Here is a 13,897-nt window from a genome sequence, read left to right on the forward strand (position 1 = left end):
CACCAGCGTCATCCCGGCACACGCTGACGGAAAATGCCGACCGCGCTCCCGCTGACGGCCTTCCAAAACGCGCTGGCAAGACAGGCGGAGCCCGGCAGGCTTCTCCCGCTCTGTTGACCGCGCCGGGGAGGCAGCCGAAGATGCGCGCGAGAAGGCACAGACAGAATTGAGACGGAAGACATGGACGTAGTCGTTGTAGAGTCCCCCGCCAAGGCGAAGACCATCAACAAATATCTGGGCAAGGACTACAAGGTTCTGGCGTCTTTCGGCCATGTGCGCGACCTGCCGCCGAAGGACGGCTCGGTTCTGCCGGACGAGGACTTCGCCATGTCCTGGAAGGTCGACACCGCCTCTGCCAAGCGGGTGAAGGATATCGCCGACGCGGTCAAGGACGCCGACGGCCTCATTCTGGCGACCGACCCGGACAGGGAAGGCGAAGCGATCTCCTGGCATGTGCTTGACCTGTTGAAGAAGAAGAAGGTGCTGAAGGACAAGCCGGTCAAGCGCGTCGTCTTCAACGCCATCACCAAGAAGGCCGTGCTCGATGCCATGGCCCATCCGCGCGACATCGACGAGGCGCTGGTCAACGCCTATCTCGCCCGCCGCGCGCTCGACTATCTCGTCGGCTTCAACCTGTCGCCGGTGCTCTGGCGCAAGCTGCCGGGCGCCCGCTCGGCCGGCCGCGTTCAATCCGTGGCGCTGCGCCTCGTTTGCGACCGCGAAAGCGAGATCGAGCGCTTTGTCCCGGAAGAATACTGGAACATCGTCGCCGACCTGAAGACCGTGCGCGGCGATGGCTTCGAAGCCCGCCTTGTGCAGGCCGACGGCAAGCGCGTCCAGAAGAACTCGATCAGGGACGGCGAGCATGCCGGCCGCATCAAGACGCTTCTCGAAGGCGCGACCTATTCGGTGGCAAGCGTCGAGGCGAAGCCCGTGCGCCGCAACCCCGGCCCTCCCTTCACCACCTCGACGCTGCAGCAGGCCGCCTCGTCGCGTCTCGGTTTCTCGGCGTCGCGGACGATGCAAGTCGCCCAGCGGCTCTATGAAGGCGTCGATATCGGCGGCGAAACCGCCGGTCTCATCACCTATATGCGTACCGACGGCGTTTCCATGGCCCCGGAAGCCATCGCCGGCGCGCGCGACGCGATCGGCGATCAGTTCGGCCAGCGCTACCTGCCGGCCGAGGCGCGCCACTATTCGGTGAAGGCCAAGAACGCGCAGGAAGCGCATGAAGCCATCCGCCCGACCGATTTCACCCGCACGCCGCAATCGGTTAAGAAATATCTCGATGCCGACCAGTTCCGCCTCTACGACCTCGTCTGGAAGCGCGGCATTGCCAGCCAGATGGCATCCGCCGAGATGGAACGTACGACCGCTGAGATCACCGCGGCCAAGGGTGGTGAGACCGCCGGCCTGCGCGCCGTCGGCACGGTGGTGAAATTCGACGGTTTCCTCAAGGCCTATGCCGACAATCGCGAGGAGAAGCAGCCGTCCGACGATGACGAGGATGATGGCCGCCTGCCGGAAATCAATGCCGAGGAGAAGGTCGACAAGGAAAAAATCCGTGCCACCCAGCATTTCACCGAGCCGCCGCCGCGCTATTCGGAAGCCTCGCTGATCAAGAAGCTGGAAGAGCTCGGCATCGGCCGCCCGTCGACCTATGCCTCGACGCTGGCGACGCTGCGCGACCGCGAATATATCGTCATCGAGAACCGCAAGCTGACGCCGGAGGCCAAGGGACGGCTGGTAACGGCCTTCCTCGAAAACTTCTTCAATCGCTATGTGGAATATGATTTCACCGCCGACCTTGAGGAAAAGCTCGACAGGATTTCCGACGGTTCGCTGGAGTGGAAGCAGGTCCTGCGCGACTTCTGGAAGGACTTTTTCGCCCAGATCGAGGACACCAAGGAACTGCGCGTCACCAATGTGCTTGATGCGCTCAACGAGGCGCTGGCGCCGCTCGTCTTCCCCAAGCGGGAGGACGGTTCCGATCCGCGCACCTGCCAGGTCTGCGGCACCGGCAAGCTTTCGCTGAAGCTCGGCAAATACGGCGCCTTCGTCGGCTGCTCCAACTATCCGGAATGCAACTTCACCCGCCAGCTCGGCGCAGACGCGGACGCCGAGGCCAACGGCATCAATCCGAACGAGCCGAACGAACTCGGCGTTGACCCCGAAACCGGCGAGACCGTGACGCTGAGGACCGGTCGTTTCGGCCCCTATGTGCAGCGCGGCGAAGGCAAGGAAGCCAAACGAACGTCTCTGCCCAAGGGCTGGAAGCCGGAAGACATCGACCTGGAAAAGGCGCTGCAGCTTCTGTCGCTGCCGAGGGAGGTCGGTCCGCATCCGGAAGACGGCAAGATGATTTCCGCCGGTCTCGGGCGCTATGGCCCCTTCGTGCTGCATGACGGTACCTATGCCAATGTGGAAAGCATCGAGGATGTGTTCTCCGTCGGCGTCAACCGCGCCGTCTCGATCATCGCCGACAAGCGCGCCAATGGCGGACGCCGCCGCTCCGCGCCGGCCGCGCTGAAGTCGCTCGGCGAACATCCCGATGGCGGCGGCGAGGTGACCGTCAATGACGGCCGCTATGGTCCCTATGTGAAGTGGGGCAAGATCAACGCCACGCTTCCTAAGGGCAAGGACCCGCAATCGGTGACGATGGAAGAGGCCGTTCCGCTGCTGACAGCGCGCGTGGAAAAGACCGGCGCGAAAAAGCCTGCCAAGAAGAAGGCTCCGGCCAAGAAGACGGCGGAAAAGAAGACAACCACCAAAACCGCTTCGGCAACCAAGAAGGCATCGGCTTCGAGAAAGAAGAAGACCGATGAGGCCGAGGCCGAAAAGAGCGACAGTTGAGCGCAAAACCCAGGACCGGCACGGGCTCCGCCAAGCCCGACGCGATCATTCACGGCGAGGTGCCGCCGCGCGACGTGGTGCTGAAGTTCATCGCCGACAATCCCGACCGCGCCTCCAAGCGCGAGATCGCCAAGGCCTTCGGCATCAAGGGCGCGGCCCGCGTCGCGCTGAAGGACCTGCTGCGCGACCTCGAGGACGAGGGCATGCTGCAGAAGAAGCGCAAGAGCCTCGTCCGTCCCGGCGCGCTGCCGCCCGTTACCGTGCTCGACATCACCACCCGCGACAAGGATGGCGAACTGATCGGCCGGCCGGCCGAATGGCCAGAGGAGGAAGGGGCAGCCCCTGCCGTCCTCATCCGCCAGTCCGGCGGCGGCAAGAACGGCAAGCGCAAGGTGCCGACCGCAGGCCTCAACGACCGGATCGTTGCCAAGATCTTTCCGTCGAAATCGGAAACCGGCCCGGCCTATACCGCCCGCATCATCAAGGTGATCGACAAGCGGCGCGCGGCCGCCCTCGGCGTTATCCGTATGTTCGACGACGGTTCGGCCCGGCTGATGCCGATCGACCGCCGCGACAACGAGATCGCCATCGACGAGACCGCGCTCAATGGCGCGAAGGACGGAGACCTTGTCGAGGCCGACGTCAAGCGCTCGGGTCGCTACGGCCTGCCGCGCGGCGAGGTGCTGACCATTGTCGGCTCGCTGGCATCGGAAAAAGCCGTGTCGATGATCGCCATCCATGCGCACGGCATTCCGCACATCTTCCCGAAAGAGGTGATCGACGAGGCCGAAGCGGCCAAGCCCGCGACGATGAAGAACCGCGAGGACTGGCGCGACGTGCCGCTCGTCACCATCGACCCGGCGGACGCCAAGGATCATGACGACGCGGTCTTTGCCGAGCCTGACGAGCGGCCTGAAAACGAGGGCGGCGTCATCGTCACCGTCGCGATCGCCGACGTTTCCTACTATGTGCGCCACAAATCCGCGCTTGACCGCGAGGCGCTGAAGCGCGGCAACTCTGTCTATTTCCCCGACCGCGTCGTGCCGATGCTGCCGGAACGCATCTCCAACGACCTCTGCTCGCTGCGCGAGGGCGAGGATCGCCCGGCCATGGCCGTGCGCATGGTGTTCTCGAAGGATGGCCGCAAGGCCTCCCACACCTTCCACCGCATCATGATGAAGAGCGCGGCGAAGCTCTCCTACCAGCAGGCGCAGGCCGCCATCGACGGCAGGACCGACGACAAGACCGGCCCGCTGCTGGAACCCGTGCTGAAGCCGCTCTGGGCCGCCTACGAGACGATGAAGCGCGGACGCGACCGCCGCCAGCCGCTGGAACTCGACATGCCCGAGCGCCGCATCCTGCTGAAGGATGACGGCACGGTGGACAAGGTGGTGGTGCCGCCGCGTCTCGATGCGCACAAGCTCATCGAGGAAATGATGATCCAGGCGAATGTGGCGGCTGCCGAGACGCTGGAGAAGAAGCGCCAGGCGCTGATCTACCGCACCCATGACGCGCCGTCTCTGTCCAAGCAGGAGAGCCTGCGCGAATTCCTGGCGACGCTTTCTATTCCGCTCGCCAAGGGCGGCAATCTCAGGGCCAATTCCTTCAACGGCATTCTGGCAAAGGCCGAACAGTCGCCGCAGAAGGACCTGATCAACGAAATGGTGCTGCGCTCGCAGAGCCAGGCCGTCTATTCGCCGGAAAATGGCGGGCATTTCGGCCTCAATCTGATGAAATACGCGCATTTCACCTCGCCGATCCGCCGCTATGCCGACCTGATCGTCCACCGCGCGCTGGTCGCCGCCCTCCATCTTGGCGAGGGCGGCCTGGAGCGCGAGGAGGAAGAGCAGCTCGATGATATCGCCGCCGAAATCTCCACCTTCGAGCGCCGCGCCATGGCCGCCGAACGCGAGACCGTCGACCGGCTGATCGCCCATCATCTGGCAAGCCGTATCGGCGAGAGTTTTGACGGCCGCGTTGCCGGCGTCACCCGCTCCGGCCTGTTCATCGCCTTGCCGGAATATGGGGCCGACGGCTTCGTGCCGGTCTCCACCCTTGGCGGCGATTACTATGTGCATGACGAGGTGCGCCAGGCGCTGGTCGGCGAGCGATCCAATCTCGGCTATCAGCTGGGCGACAATGTCGAGGTTCAGCTTGTGGAGGCGATCCCGCTTGCGGGCGCGCTGCGCTTCGAGATGCTGTCGTCGGGCCGCAAGCTCCCCGCCCCCACCCGGTCCTTCCACAAGTCGAAGACCGGCCGCCCGATGCGCGGCGGCGGCGCGGGACGGCGCAGCGGACGCGGCCGGCGCTGAGGCAGACGACGGGCTTTCCCGGACTTTTATAAGACGAGCCCGGCGCCACCCACGCCCCGCTCGGCGAAGGCTTTCGCCTGACAGGCGGCGGCGGCTGGACCAACGGCAACGCCACGGTCTGCGCCGCGCGGCAAGGCGCCGGAACGGCTTTACGGCCTTTGCCGGCGGTTCGCCGGATGAACGACACAGCACCATGCGAGCCCTGGGTAAAGCCCCACCGCCATCAATCTTCCCCCTTGAGGGGGAGATCGGGTGGCATTGCCCATGCCGCGCTACCCGCCACAGTCAACCCGCACCATTGCGTTTCGTCAGACTTTCGGGATAAATCGGGCCTCACGGAGGACATCATGCCCGAACAGGCCGACGACAATCACCGCCGCTTTGGCGAAACGCCCGCCGACGAGCGCCGTCTCGCGCCCGCCATGCTGACGGGCCTCAAGGGCCGCTGCCCCGCCTGCGGCAAGGGAAAGCTGTTCTACAAATACCTGAAGACCGTGGACCATTGCGAGAACTGCGGCACGGAAATCCACCACCACCGCGCCGACGACCTGCCCGCCTATCTCGTCATTCTCGTGCTCGGCCATTTCATGGTCGGCGGCTATATGACCGGCGCGGAACTGTTCGACGCGCCCGACTGGCTCCATCTCGCCGTCTGGGTGCCGCTGACCGCGCTGGCCGCCTTCGCCCTCATCCAGCCCATGAAGGGCGCCGTCATCGGCCTGCAATGGGCGCTGAAGATGCACGGGTTTGACGGCAAGGGACGGGAAGAGGCGGTGGACTATTCCGAGCGCTGAGTCATTGTGCGGGCTTTCGATCAACGGATATTCCGCCCATGTTCCGTTGTTCGATACAGGGCGCCTTGCGCAACCAGACTGAAAGAACAGATCCCAAGCGTGCGATCGATTTCAATGCTGACTGGTTTCTCCCGAGATCGGCCCGCCCGCCCCGAGCAGCTTCCGCAAGGCCGCGCATCCGAACCTCCTTGTCGAAAGGGCTGCCGTCCTCGAATGCCGGGAGGCGCTGTTGCGGGAGCACGACTTTGAGAAGCGGCAAACTCTGGCCTTGAGAGAGGTGGCAGGACGCGCACGGATTGACGACGTGCTTTCGACGGAGATCGTCCGAAAGAAGCGGGGACAAACCGGCTGGCGGCTGGACCTGTCCAGGCACTGGCTTCTTGCGCACACCGGCCGACCTTCGGCATGCCCGTGATGCGCGGGGAAAAGCCCCTTTTACGGTACCGCGAGCGTCAGAAGAGCGCGACGGAACTCCGGTTCGCTCAAAACCACTTCGCCGGCGCCGAGGGCACGGGCGTGGTCCAGTGCGCGCGATGTGAGGCGCTGCGCTGCCTCGACGCTTTGCGTCAGGGGCAATCCGCGCGCGAGCCCCGCGACGATCAGCCCGGCAAACAGATCGCCCGTTCCCGGAAGCGCGACCGGCAGGTGCTCCACAGGATGACGGCTTGCGCCGGCGGCTCCGAGTATCACGCTTTCAATGTGGCCGGCGGCCGTATCGTCGAGCGCGCAGCCCGTGGCGATCAGATGGGCTTCGGACGCGATGCGGAGAAAGGCTCGCGCTGCTTTGAGGTCCGCCATGGACGCGATCGGCTGCCCGGTCAGCCAGCTCAGTTCAAACGGGTTCGGCGTCGCGATATCGGCCATCGGCAGCAATCGGTCGCGCATGACGTCGGCAATGGCTTCCGGTACATAGAGGCCGGGGCCTGTGTCGCCCATCACGGGGTCGCAGACGTACGTGAGGCGCGGATTGACGGCCTTGGCCTCGGCCACGAAATCTGCGACCATCAGCGCCACATCGAGCGAGCCGATATAGCCGGTCAGGATGAAATCCGCGCGTTCCGGCAGGCCGCGCTCGCGTGCGCCCTGCAACAGGTCCGAGAAGAATTCCGGCGGCAGAGCCCGGCCACGCAACGTCGGATAGTCGGGCGTGTTGGAGAAGATGACCGTCGGGATCGCCGCCACCTCCAGCCCGGCCGCGAGCATCGGAAACACGGCCGCGGAATTGCCGACATGGCCGAACACGACCTGACTCTGGATCGATATCACGAAGGGAGGAGAGGTCATGCAGTGCCGTCCAGTCTGTTGCGCCAATCCTCCACCCGACCGCTCTCGAGCCGCCGAACCGCATATTTCCGCCAGCCTTCGGCCAGCACGTCGAGGGCTGCTATGCCCTTCAGTTCGTCCAGGTTCAGCCGGTCGACATAAAGCGCATGCCAGAGCCGGTGCAGCGTCCAGTCCGGTGCGACGCGGTCCACCAGTTCAAGCCGGTCTCCCGTCTTAACGAGTCCGTCTTCCAGCACGCGATAATACCAGCCGGTGCGGCCGCTCTGCTGCACACGGCGGGCCATGTCCGCCACGTTGAAGCGGTGGTTGAGCTTCCAGCAGGGCTGCCGCCCTTGCGAGACCTGCAAAAGTGCCGTGCCCAGCCGGAAAACATCTCCCACAGCGACGGTGTTTTCGGTCGGGCCGGATGCCGAGATGTTCTCGCCAAATCCGCCGGGAACGGCAAGCGCCGGCAGATCGCCGAGTTCTTCACGCCAGAGCGGATAATGATCCAACGGGTAATGGTGCACGGCCTTTTCGACGCCGCCATGCACCCGCCGGTCGGCCTGCTCGTCGCCTTCGAACCCTTCAGGGCCGAGCCGAAGCGGCCCCGTCACCGGCGCCTTCATGATGCCGCTTTGCACGTCGCTTCCCGCCAGCGGACTGGCGCGCCCGGTCAGAAGGGTGATCATGGTCATGCCGGCAAGTCCTGCAGCCATGCCCGGAGCATGGATTGGCCGGCATGCCTCAGCGCCGGACCGTGCGCGATGGCCTCGCGACGCAGGCTGGCCGGGTCGATGCGGGCCTCAGCCAGTTCCACGCTGTGGCCGATGAGCCAGCGCTCGAAGGCGGGCAGTTGGCCTGCTTCGGGGTGGAATTGCAGCCCCAGAACAGTTGCGCCCATGGCAAAGGCCTGGGCCGCGCAGGCGGCGGTGCTGGCGAGACTGTCCGCTCCATCCGGGATATCGAAGGCTTCGCCGTGCCAGTGGAGAACCGGCACATCCCGCAGGTGGCGAAGCGGGCTGTTGATGCCGGCCTCCGTCAGCGCCAGGGCGGAAAAGCCGATTTCCTTGCGGGGCATCGGGGCGACCTTCGCGCCGAGCGCCGCCGCCATGAGCTGCGCGCCAAGGCAGATGCCGAGCGTCGGGCGGCGGCTAACCAGACGCGGTGCCAGCCAGTCGCGCTCTGTCTTCATGCAAGGATAAGCATCGGCGTCATTCACCCCGATCGGACCGCCGAGCACCACCACGAGATCGGGGTCGCGCGAATCCGGCAAGGCATCGATGCCAGCTTCGACATGGTTGATACGGTAGCCTTCTTCGTCAAGCACCGGGCCAAAGCTGCCAAGGTCCTCGAAAGCGAGATGGCGCAGGATCAGGGCGGATTTCGACATTTGGGCCTCTTGCGTTTTTCCATGTGTCTCGCGAATATCCGGCCTGAACAAAAGTGCCAGTTTTGAAACTTTGGATAGGCCGGTTGTCATGGCATCGGAACCGCTTGCGCTGGATATCGAGAAGGAGCCTTCCGGCCCGCTGTTTCTGGCGATTGCCGACGCGATCACCCGTGACATCATGCGTGGCCGCCTGAAGCCCGGCGCCCGTCTGCCGGGGACGCGGGCGCTGGCGCGCGCGCTCGGCGTTCACCGAAACACGGTCGACGCCGCCTACCAGGAGCTCATGACGCAGGGCTGGCTCCATGCCGAACCGGCGCGCGGCACATTCGTCGCCGAGGATCTGCCCGAAAGCATGGCGGAGCCGGTTTCGGTGTCCGTGCCCAGAGAGCCCGCTACCGTCCGCCCGCATCTCGCCTTCAGCGATGGTGCTCCCGATCCCAGGCTGGTGCCGGACAAGGCGCTGGCGCGCGCCTTCCGCAGGGCATTGCTGTCGCCGGCCTTCCGCGGCGGCGCGGACTATGGCGATGCCCGGGGCACGCCGGTCCTGCGTCATGCGCTGTCGTCCTACCTCGCCTCGGACCGGGGCGTGGTCGCCGATCCGGCGCGGCTGCTGATCACGCGCGGCAGCCAGATGGCGCTGTTCCTGGCGGCCAGGGCGGCGGTGAAGCCCGGTCAGGCGATTGCCGTGGAGGAACCCGGCTACCCGCTGGCCTGGGAGGCCTTCCGGGCCGCGGGCGCTTCCGTGCGTGGCATTCCCGTTGATGCGGGCGGGCTGTCGGTCGCGGCGCTTGAGGCGGCGATTGAAAGCGATCCGCGCATCGCGGCGGTCTATGTCACGCCCCATCACCAGTATCCGACCACGGTCACCATGGGCGCGGCGCGGCGGCTGAAGCTTCTGGACACCGTCGAGCGTCACGGCATCACGCTGATCGAGGATGACTACGATCACGAGTACCGCTTCGAGGGGCGCCCGGTCCTGCCGCTTGCGGCCCGGGCCCCGGCAGGCCTGCCGCTGATCTATGTGGGCTCGCTCTCCAAACTGCTCTCGCCCGGTATCCGTCTCGGATATGCCATGGCCCCGGAGCCGTTGCTGACCCGCATGGCGGCCGCGCGTGCGGCCATCGACCGGCAGGGCGACGCGCCGCTTGAGGCCGCGCTGGCGGACCTGATCCGCGACGGCGATCTCGGCCGCCATGCGCGGAAGGCCCGTCGCATTTACCGGGCCCGGCGCGACGTCCTGGCGTCGGCGCTGTCGGCGCATCTGGGCGGGCGGATCTTCTTCGATCGGCCTGCGGGCGGGCTGGCGCTGTGGCTGCACTGCGAGAATGTCTCCGCCGACGCCTGGGCGGAGCGGGCCGGCGTGGCCGGGCTTGCGCTGCTGCCCGGAACGCACTTCGCCCTTGATCGCGCCGCGCCGCAAGCCCTTCGTCTCGGCTACGCGGCGCTGGACGAGGGGCAGATTGCCCGGGCGGTGGATATCCTCGCCCGAAGCTTGCCTGATTGAGCTACTCGGCCGCCATGGTGGTGTCTTGAGGCCTGGCGGGCGCCACATGCATCCCGAGCCGTTGCAACAGGTCGTGGTCCCTCCAGGCCGCGGGGTTGCCGGTCGTCAGCAACTGATCGCCAACGAAAATGGAATTCGCGCCGGCAAGGAAGCAGAGCGCCTGCAATTCATCGCTCATTCCCGTGCGTCCAGCGGAGAGCCGCACCACCGAGGCCGGCATCAGGATGCGCGCGAGCGCCACGAGACGGACGAGCGAGAACGGATCGACCGGGCTTGCGGTTTCCTGCACCGGCACGCCCTCGACCGGGTTCCACAGGTTGACCGGCACGCTGTCGGGATGGGCTGGCAGGGTCGCGAGCGTCACCAGCATGGCAATGCGATCCTCTTCCGTTTCGCCCATGCCGACGATCCCGCCGCAACAGACCCTGATGCCGCCCTTGCGGACATGCTCGACCGTCTCCAGCCGGTCCGCCATCGTCCGCGTGGTGGCGATCTCGCGATAATAGTCCGGCGAGGTATCGATATTGTGGTTGTAGAAATCGAGCCCGGCCGCCTTCAGCCGCGCCACCTGATCCGGTTTCAGCATGCCGAGCGTCATGCAGGTTTCGAGCCCGAGTTCCGAGACGCCCTGCACCATGGCGCAGAGCTTGTCCATGTCGCGGTCCTTAGGGCTGCGCCAGGCAGCCCCCATGCAGAAGCGCTGCGCGCCCGCGTCCCTCGCGCGCCGTGCGGCTGCCAGAACATCGTCGGTCGCCATCAGCTTCGTCGCCTTCACGCCGGTCCGGTGGTGGGCCGATTGCGAGCAATAGCCGCAATCCTCCGGGCAGCCGCCGGTCTTGATGCTCAAGAGGCTCGCCGTCTCGATCGCGGTCGGGTCGAAATGGGCCCGATGCACGGTCTGCGCCCGGTGGATCAGGTCCGGAAATGGAAGGGCGTGGATCGCCCGCGCCTCGTCCATGGTCCAGTCGGTTCTGATCTTGGCACCGGTCATGCCGCGCGACCCTTGAGGCGGCCGAGGCCGGTGATCAGGGCGACCGCCAGCGCGATCTTGATCAGATCGCCGAGGATGAACGGAGCGAGGCCGGCGGCGATCAGGCCGGTGGCCGGCACGAACAATGCGAGCCATGCCAGGCCGAAGGCATAGACCACGGCGAGACCGGCAAGCATCGCCAGCGCCAGCCGCATCAGGCCATTCCCTTCGGCCAGCCTGCCGATCACGAGGGTCGAGAGCAGGTAGCCGATGAGATAGCCGCCGGTCGGCCCCGCCATGTAGGCAAGTCCGATCCCGCGCGCCGGCGAGCCGGAAAATACCGGAAGGCCCACCGCCCCGGCGGCGAGATAGGCGGCCATGGCTGCAAAGCCGAGCCGGGGACCGAGCGCCGCGGCCAGAAAGAACACCGCGAGCGTGTGCAGTGTCATCGGCACGGGCCAGAACGGGATCTGCACCTTGGCGCCGATCATGATCAGCACCGCGCCGAAAAGCGTGAGGGCTGCACCGCGCCAGAGTGATGCCGGGCGGGTCAGAGAAGGTGTGAGCAAGGCCATGAGGCGGTTCTCCGAAGATAGGTTTCGACGCTATCTATAATTCCGGAGTCAGTTTTATATGATCAATGCAGATTATAGATAATCAGCCGGGAATTTCATAAGTCTCTCTGATATCGGCATTTTTTGATGTCGGCTTGCGCTTGCCGATCCAGCCTACGTGGCGTGCCAGGGTCGAACAGGCAAATTCGGTCTGGCCCTTCCGCAGGGCATCAAGGATGGCACGGTGGTCGTGGTCTGTGCGTGCCTCCCAGTCGCTGCGCCAAGCGGCAAACAGGAAGCGCGCGCTCGCCGCCTGCAGGTCGTCGATCGTGCGCAGCAGGCGCGGCATGTGGCACGGTGTGAGGATCAGATGATGAAATCTGCGGTTCGCGGCCTCCCAGTCGCGGACATTGCCGGCGCGATCGCCGTGCCGGGTAACCTCTTCTGCCTCATCGAGAATTGCCCGCGTCAGGTTTGGCGCAGCATGGCGTAGGGCTAGCGATTCGAGGCTCGCCCGCATCTCGGCGACCTCGCGCAATTCGGCGATATCGAACTCGGTGACGCGGAACCCGCGCCAAGGCTCGCTCTCCGCCAGGCCCTGTTTCTGCAGCGCGCGAAAGGCCTCGCGCACCGGTACGTGGCTGGCGCCGAACTCTGCTGCGACATAATCCTGCCGCAACCGTGCGCCTGGCCGGATCGCGCCCGATATGATCCGATCCGCGAGAATGCGCGCGATCCGGTCGGAAATGGTCTCGTCTGTCTCTTTGGTCATAGATTATAGATAATCGATGTCACATATGAAGTCGACGTTTGTGGCGAATTGGACCTAGGGTGCGGCGAGCGACGAACTGGCTTCGGTTTGTTGAGGCGCAAGCATTCGACCGTGATCATCGGCCGCGCTATCGGGCACCTTTATGTGCTCTATCCCAACACCAGCGGCTAAAGTCGCCCATTCTGGCGGCAAGCAACCCCAAGAGAAGGCCAGGTCCCGATCACTGTTCCGACCTCAGTACGTTGACAGCAGCACTAAGGTCGACTTATACGATGACTTGTATCGGAACGCGGACCAGCGTGGACAGCTAATTTTAAGCTGCTTTTCGTCGATATACTCACAAACATTTCTGAGCCGATCCAGATAGGATATTGATCCATCTGGCCTTGTCGCGAGATCCCTCTCTCGGCCCCTCCCCCGTCAATTCATCCCGCCTGACCTGCCCCCGCATTGCCAAAACACAGCACCAAACTTGATGCGGGATTGAGTCTCAGAATACTCGCGATCAAGCCCCCCAAAGCATTTGAGTCACAAACGTTGTTCCAAGACGCTGTCGAGTAGAGCAGAAGCAAGCAACGCATCACCAGCTCGTGCATGGTGCAGTGGTTGCCAGGATGCGTTAACGAATGAATGCCTCAGACAGAACCTAGCGGGTTGGATGCCTCCCTGTCCGGCCTATTTTGCTTCTTCTACCCCAAGATGGTCATCTTGGAAGTACCCGGCATCAGCTTCAAGGTTTTCGTAGGATGCCGGTTATGCCCCAAGCGTCGGCTTGAATAACACTCCGATATCGGCGACCAATTATCAGGACCGGCTGGTTGGCGCGAAAGCGACGGCCAGGGCATCCAGCACTGCATGAAGCCTTGGTTCCATATCAAGCCCCGCCACGACAGCCTGCTCCACATGAGCGGGATGGACGAAGACCGTGACCGCGTCTCGCACCACACCGGCAGCAGCGTCGAGATCAAGGGTGCGGAATTCTCCCCGGGCGACCCCATCTTCCAGCACCTGCCGGACGAGCCCTGTCATTCGTCGCGCATAGTCGGCGACGAGGTCCGGGCGCTCCGTCACGATCCGGCGGTAGAGGCCGTGGATCTCCGGGTCGTCCCCCAGCTTGGCGCGTTTACTCCGATGGAGCGCCAGCACGAGACCGCGCAGCCTGTCGCTCGCAGAACCATCTGCGTTGACGAAACGGCTCGCCAGTTCGGCTTCCTCGGCCATGGTTCGTGCAGCAAGGCCATCGAAGATCTCCGCCTTCGAGCGGAAGTGCCGGTAGATCGCCGAATGGGACAGTCCCATGGCCTTGGCGATATCGACCACGTTGGTTTTTGCCTCGCCAAAGCGGCGAACCTGCTCGGCAGCCGTGTCGAGGATGCGGTCACGATGATGGGGCGCGTCGTTTGTCATGCACGGGTCTTAGCGCAGCGACGGCATAATCGCAACATGTAACAGAATTCATATTTTGTATTGTGTATCGTTCAT

General features: G+C 64.7%; 11 protein-coding genes. 4 read left to right on the forward strand and 7 right to left on the reverse strand.

Features of this window, described 5'->3' with window-relative positions; genetic code table 11:
• The first annotated feature begins 180 nt into the window (after positions 1-180).
• The 3 genes from topA (at position 181) to JET14_RS14975 (ending at position 5,959) form a co-directional block, all read left to right on the forward strand.
• Positions 181-2,853 carry a type I DNA topoisomerase gene (gene topA, locus JET14_RS14965; protein ID WP_200334545.1) on the forward strand — a complete coding sequence of 891 codons (2,673 nt, stop codon included), beginning with the start codon at positions 181-183 and terminating at the stop codon, positions 2,851-2,853.
• A complete protein-coding gene (gene rnr / locus JET14_RS14970) occupies positions 2,850-5,165 on the forward strand; it encodes a ribonuclease R (protein WP_200334546.1) in 2,316 nt (771 codons plus the stop codon). The genes topA and rnr overlap by 4 nt, the downstream gene beginning before the upstream one ends.
• A gap of 347 nt (positions 5,166-5,512) precedes the next feature.
• Positions 5,513-5,959 carry a DUF983 domain-containing protein gene (locus JET14_RS14975; protein ID WP_200334548.1) on the forward strand — a complete coding sequence of 149 codons (447 nt, stop codon included), beginning with the start codon at positions 5,513-5,515 and terminating at the stop codon, positions 5,957-5,959.
• Positions 5,960-6,394: 435 nt separating this feature from the next.
• On the opposite strand, the gene pdxY is transcribed toward JET14_RS14975, so the two are convergent.
• The 3 genes from pdxY to JET14_RS14990 are packed head-to-tail and all read right to left on the reverse strand — an operon-like array spanning position 6,395 to position 8,615.
• Entirely contained in the window at positions 6,395-7,243 is an 849-nt protein-coding gene (pdxY, locus tag JET14_RS14980) for a pyridoxal kinase (protein ID WP_200334550.1), read from the reverse strand.
• On the reverse strand, positions 7,240-7,920 hold the full coding sequence (locus JET14_RS14985) for an MOSC domain-containing protein (protein ID WP_246750329.1): 681 nt from the start codon (positions 7,918-7,920) through the stop codon (positions 7,240-7,242). The genes pdxY and JET14_RS14985 overlap by 4 nt, the downstream gene beginning before the upstream one ends.
• The gene (locus JET14_RS14990; RefSeq protein ID WP_200334553.1) at positions 7,917-8,615 is read right to left on the reverse strand and encodes a glutamine amidotransferase; all 699 of its coding nucleotides are present in this window, start codon (positions 8,613-8,615) and stop codon (positions 7,917-7,919) included. The genes JET14_RS14985 and JET14_RS14990 overlap by 4 nt, the downstream gene beginning before the upstream one ends.
• A gap of 88 nt (positions 8,616-8,703) precedes the next feature.
• Between JET14_RS14990 and JET14_RS14995 the strand changes: the two genes are divergently transcribed.
• On the forward strand, positions 8,704-10,119 hold the full coding sequence (locus tag JET14_RS14995; RefSeq protein ID WP_200334554.1) for a PLP-dependent aminotransferase family protein: 1,416 nt from the start codon (positions 8,704-8,706) through the stop codon (positions 10,117-10,119).
• 1 nt (position 10,120) lies between these two features.
• On the opposite strand, the gene bioB is transcribed toward JET14_RS14995, so the two are convergent.
• The 4 genes from bioB to JET14_RS15015 all read right to left on the reverse strand — a co-directional run bounded on the left by bioB (position 10,121) and on the right by JET14_RS15015 (position 13,822).
• On the reverse strand, positions 10,121-11,110 hold the full coding sequence (bioB, locus tag JET14_RS15000) for a biotin synthase BioB (protein WP_200334555.1): 990 nt from the start codon (positions 11,108-11,110) through the stop codon (positions 10,121-10,123).
• Positions 11,107-11,664, reverse strand: a complete 558-nt coding sequence (locus JET14_RS15005; RefSeq protein ID WP_200334556.1) for a biotin transporter BioY — start codon at positions 11,662-11,664, stop codon at positions 11,107-11,109. The genes bioB and JET14_RS15005 overlap by 4 nt, the downstream gene beginning before the upstream one ends.
• Positions 11,665-11,746: 82 nt before the next feature.
• Positions 11,747-12,415, reverse strand: coding sequence for a GntR family transcriptional regulator (locus tag JET14_RS15010; protein WP_200334557.1), 669 nt, complete (start codon positions 12,413-12,415; stop codon positions 11,747-11,749).
• Between the two features lie 804 nt (positions 12,416-13,219).
• Positions 13,220-13,822: a TetR family transcriptional regulator gene (locus JET14_RS15015; protein WP_200334558.1), complete on the reverse strand. Its 603-nt coding sequence runs from the start codon at positions 13,820-13,822 to the stop codon at positions 13,220-13,222.
• Positions 13,823-13,897: the final 75 nt, after the last annotated feature.

The organism is Martelella lutilitoris (assembly GCF_016598595.1).
Classification (GTDB): domain Bacteria; phylum Pseudomonadota; class Alphaproteobacteria; order Rhizobiales; family Rhizobiaceae; genus Martelella; species Martelella lutilitoris_A.

What these genes read in the sequence shown, in the direction of transcription:
- JET14_RS14985 (WP_246750329.1), bottom strand. Translation starts at nt 7,920, where the DNA reads ATGACCATGATCACCCTTCTGACCGGGCGCGCCAGTCCGCTGGCGGGA.
- pdxY (WP_200334550.1), bottom strand. Translation starts at nt 7,243, where the DNA reads ATGACCTCTCCTCCCTTCGTGATATCGATCCAGAGTCAGGTCGTGTTC.
- JET14_RS15010 (WP_200334557.1), bottom strand. Translation starts at nt 12,415, where the DNA reads ATGACCAAAGAGACAGACGAGACCATTTCCGACCGGATCGCGCGCATT.
- JET14_RS14995 (WP_200334554.1), top strand. Translation starts at nt 8,704, where the DNA reads ATGGCATCGGAACCGCTTGCGCTGGATATCGAGAAGGAGCCTTCCGGC.
- bioB (WP_200334555.1), bottom strand. Translation starts at nt 11,110, where the DNA reads ATGACCGGTGCCAAGATCAGAACCGACTGGACCATGGACGAGGCGCGG.
- JET14_RS15015 (WP_200334558.1), bottom strand. Translation starts at nt 13,822, where the DNA reads ATGACAAACGACGCGCCCCATCATCGTGACCGCATCCTCGACACGGCT.
- JET14_RS14990 (WP_200334553.1), bottom strand. Translation starts at nt 8,615, where the DNA reads ATGTCGAAATCCGCCCTGATCCTGCGCCATCTCGCTTTCGAGGACCTT.
- JET14_RS14975 (WP_200334548.1), top strand. Translation starts at nt 5,513, where the DNA reads ATGCCCGAACAGGCCGACGACAATCACCGCCGCTTTGGCGAAACGCCC.
- topA (WP_200334545.1), top strand. Translation starts at nt 181, where the DNA reads ATGGACGTAGTCGTTGTAGAGTCCCCCGCCAAGGCGAAGACCATCAAC.
- JET14_RS15005 (WP_200334556.1), bottom strand. Translation starts at nt 11,664, where the DNA reads ATGGCCTTGCTCACACCTTCTCTGACCCGCCCGGCATCACTCTGGCGC.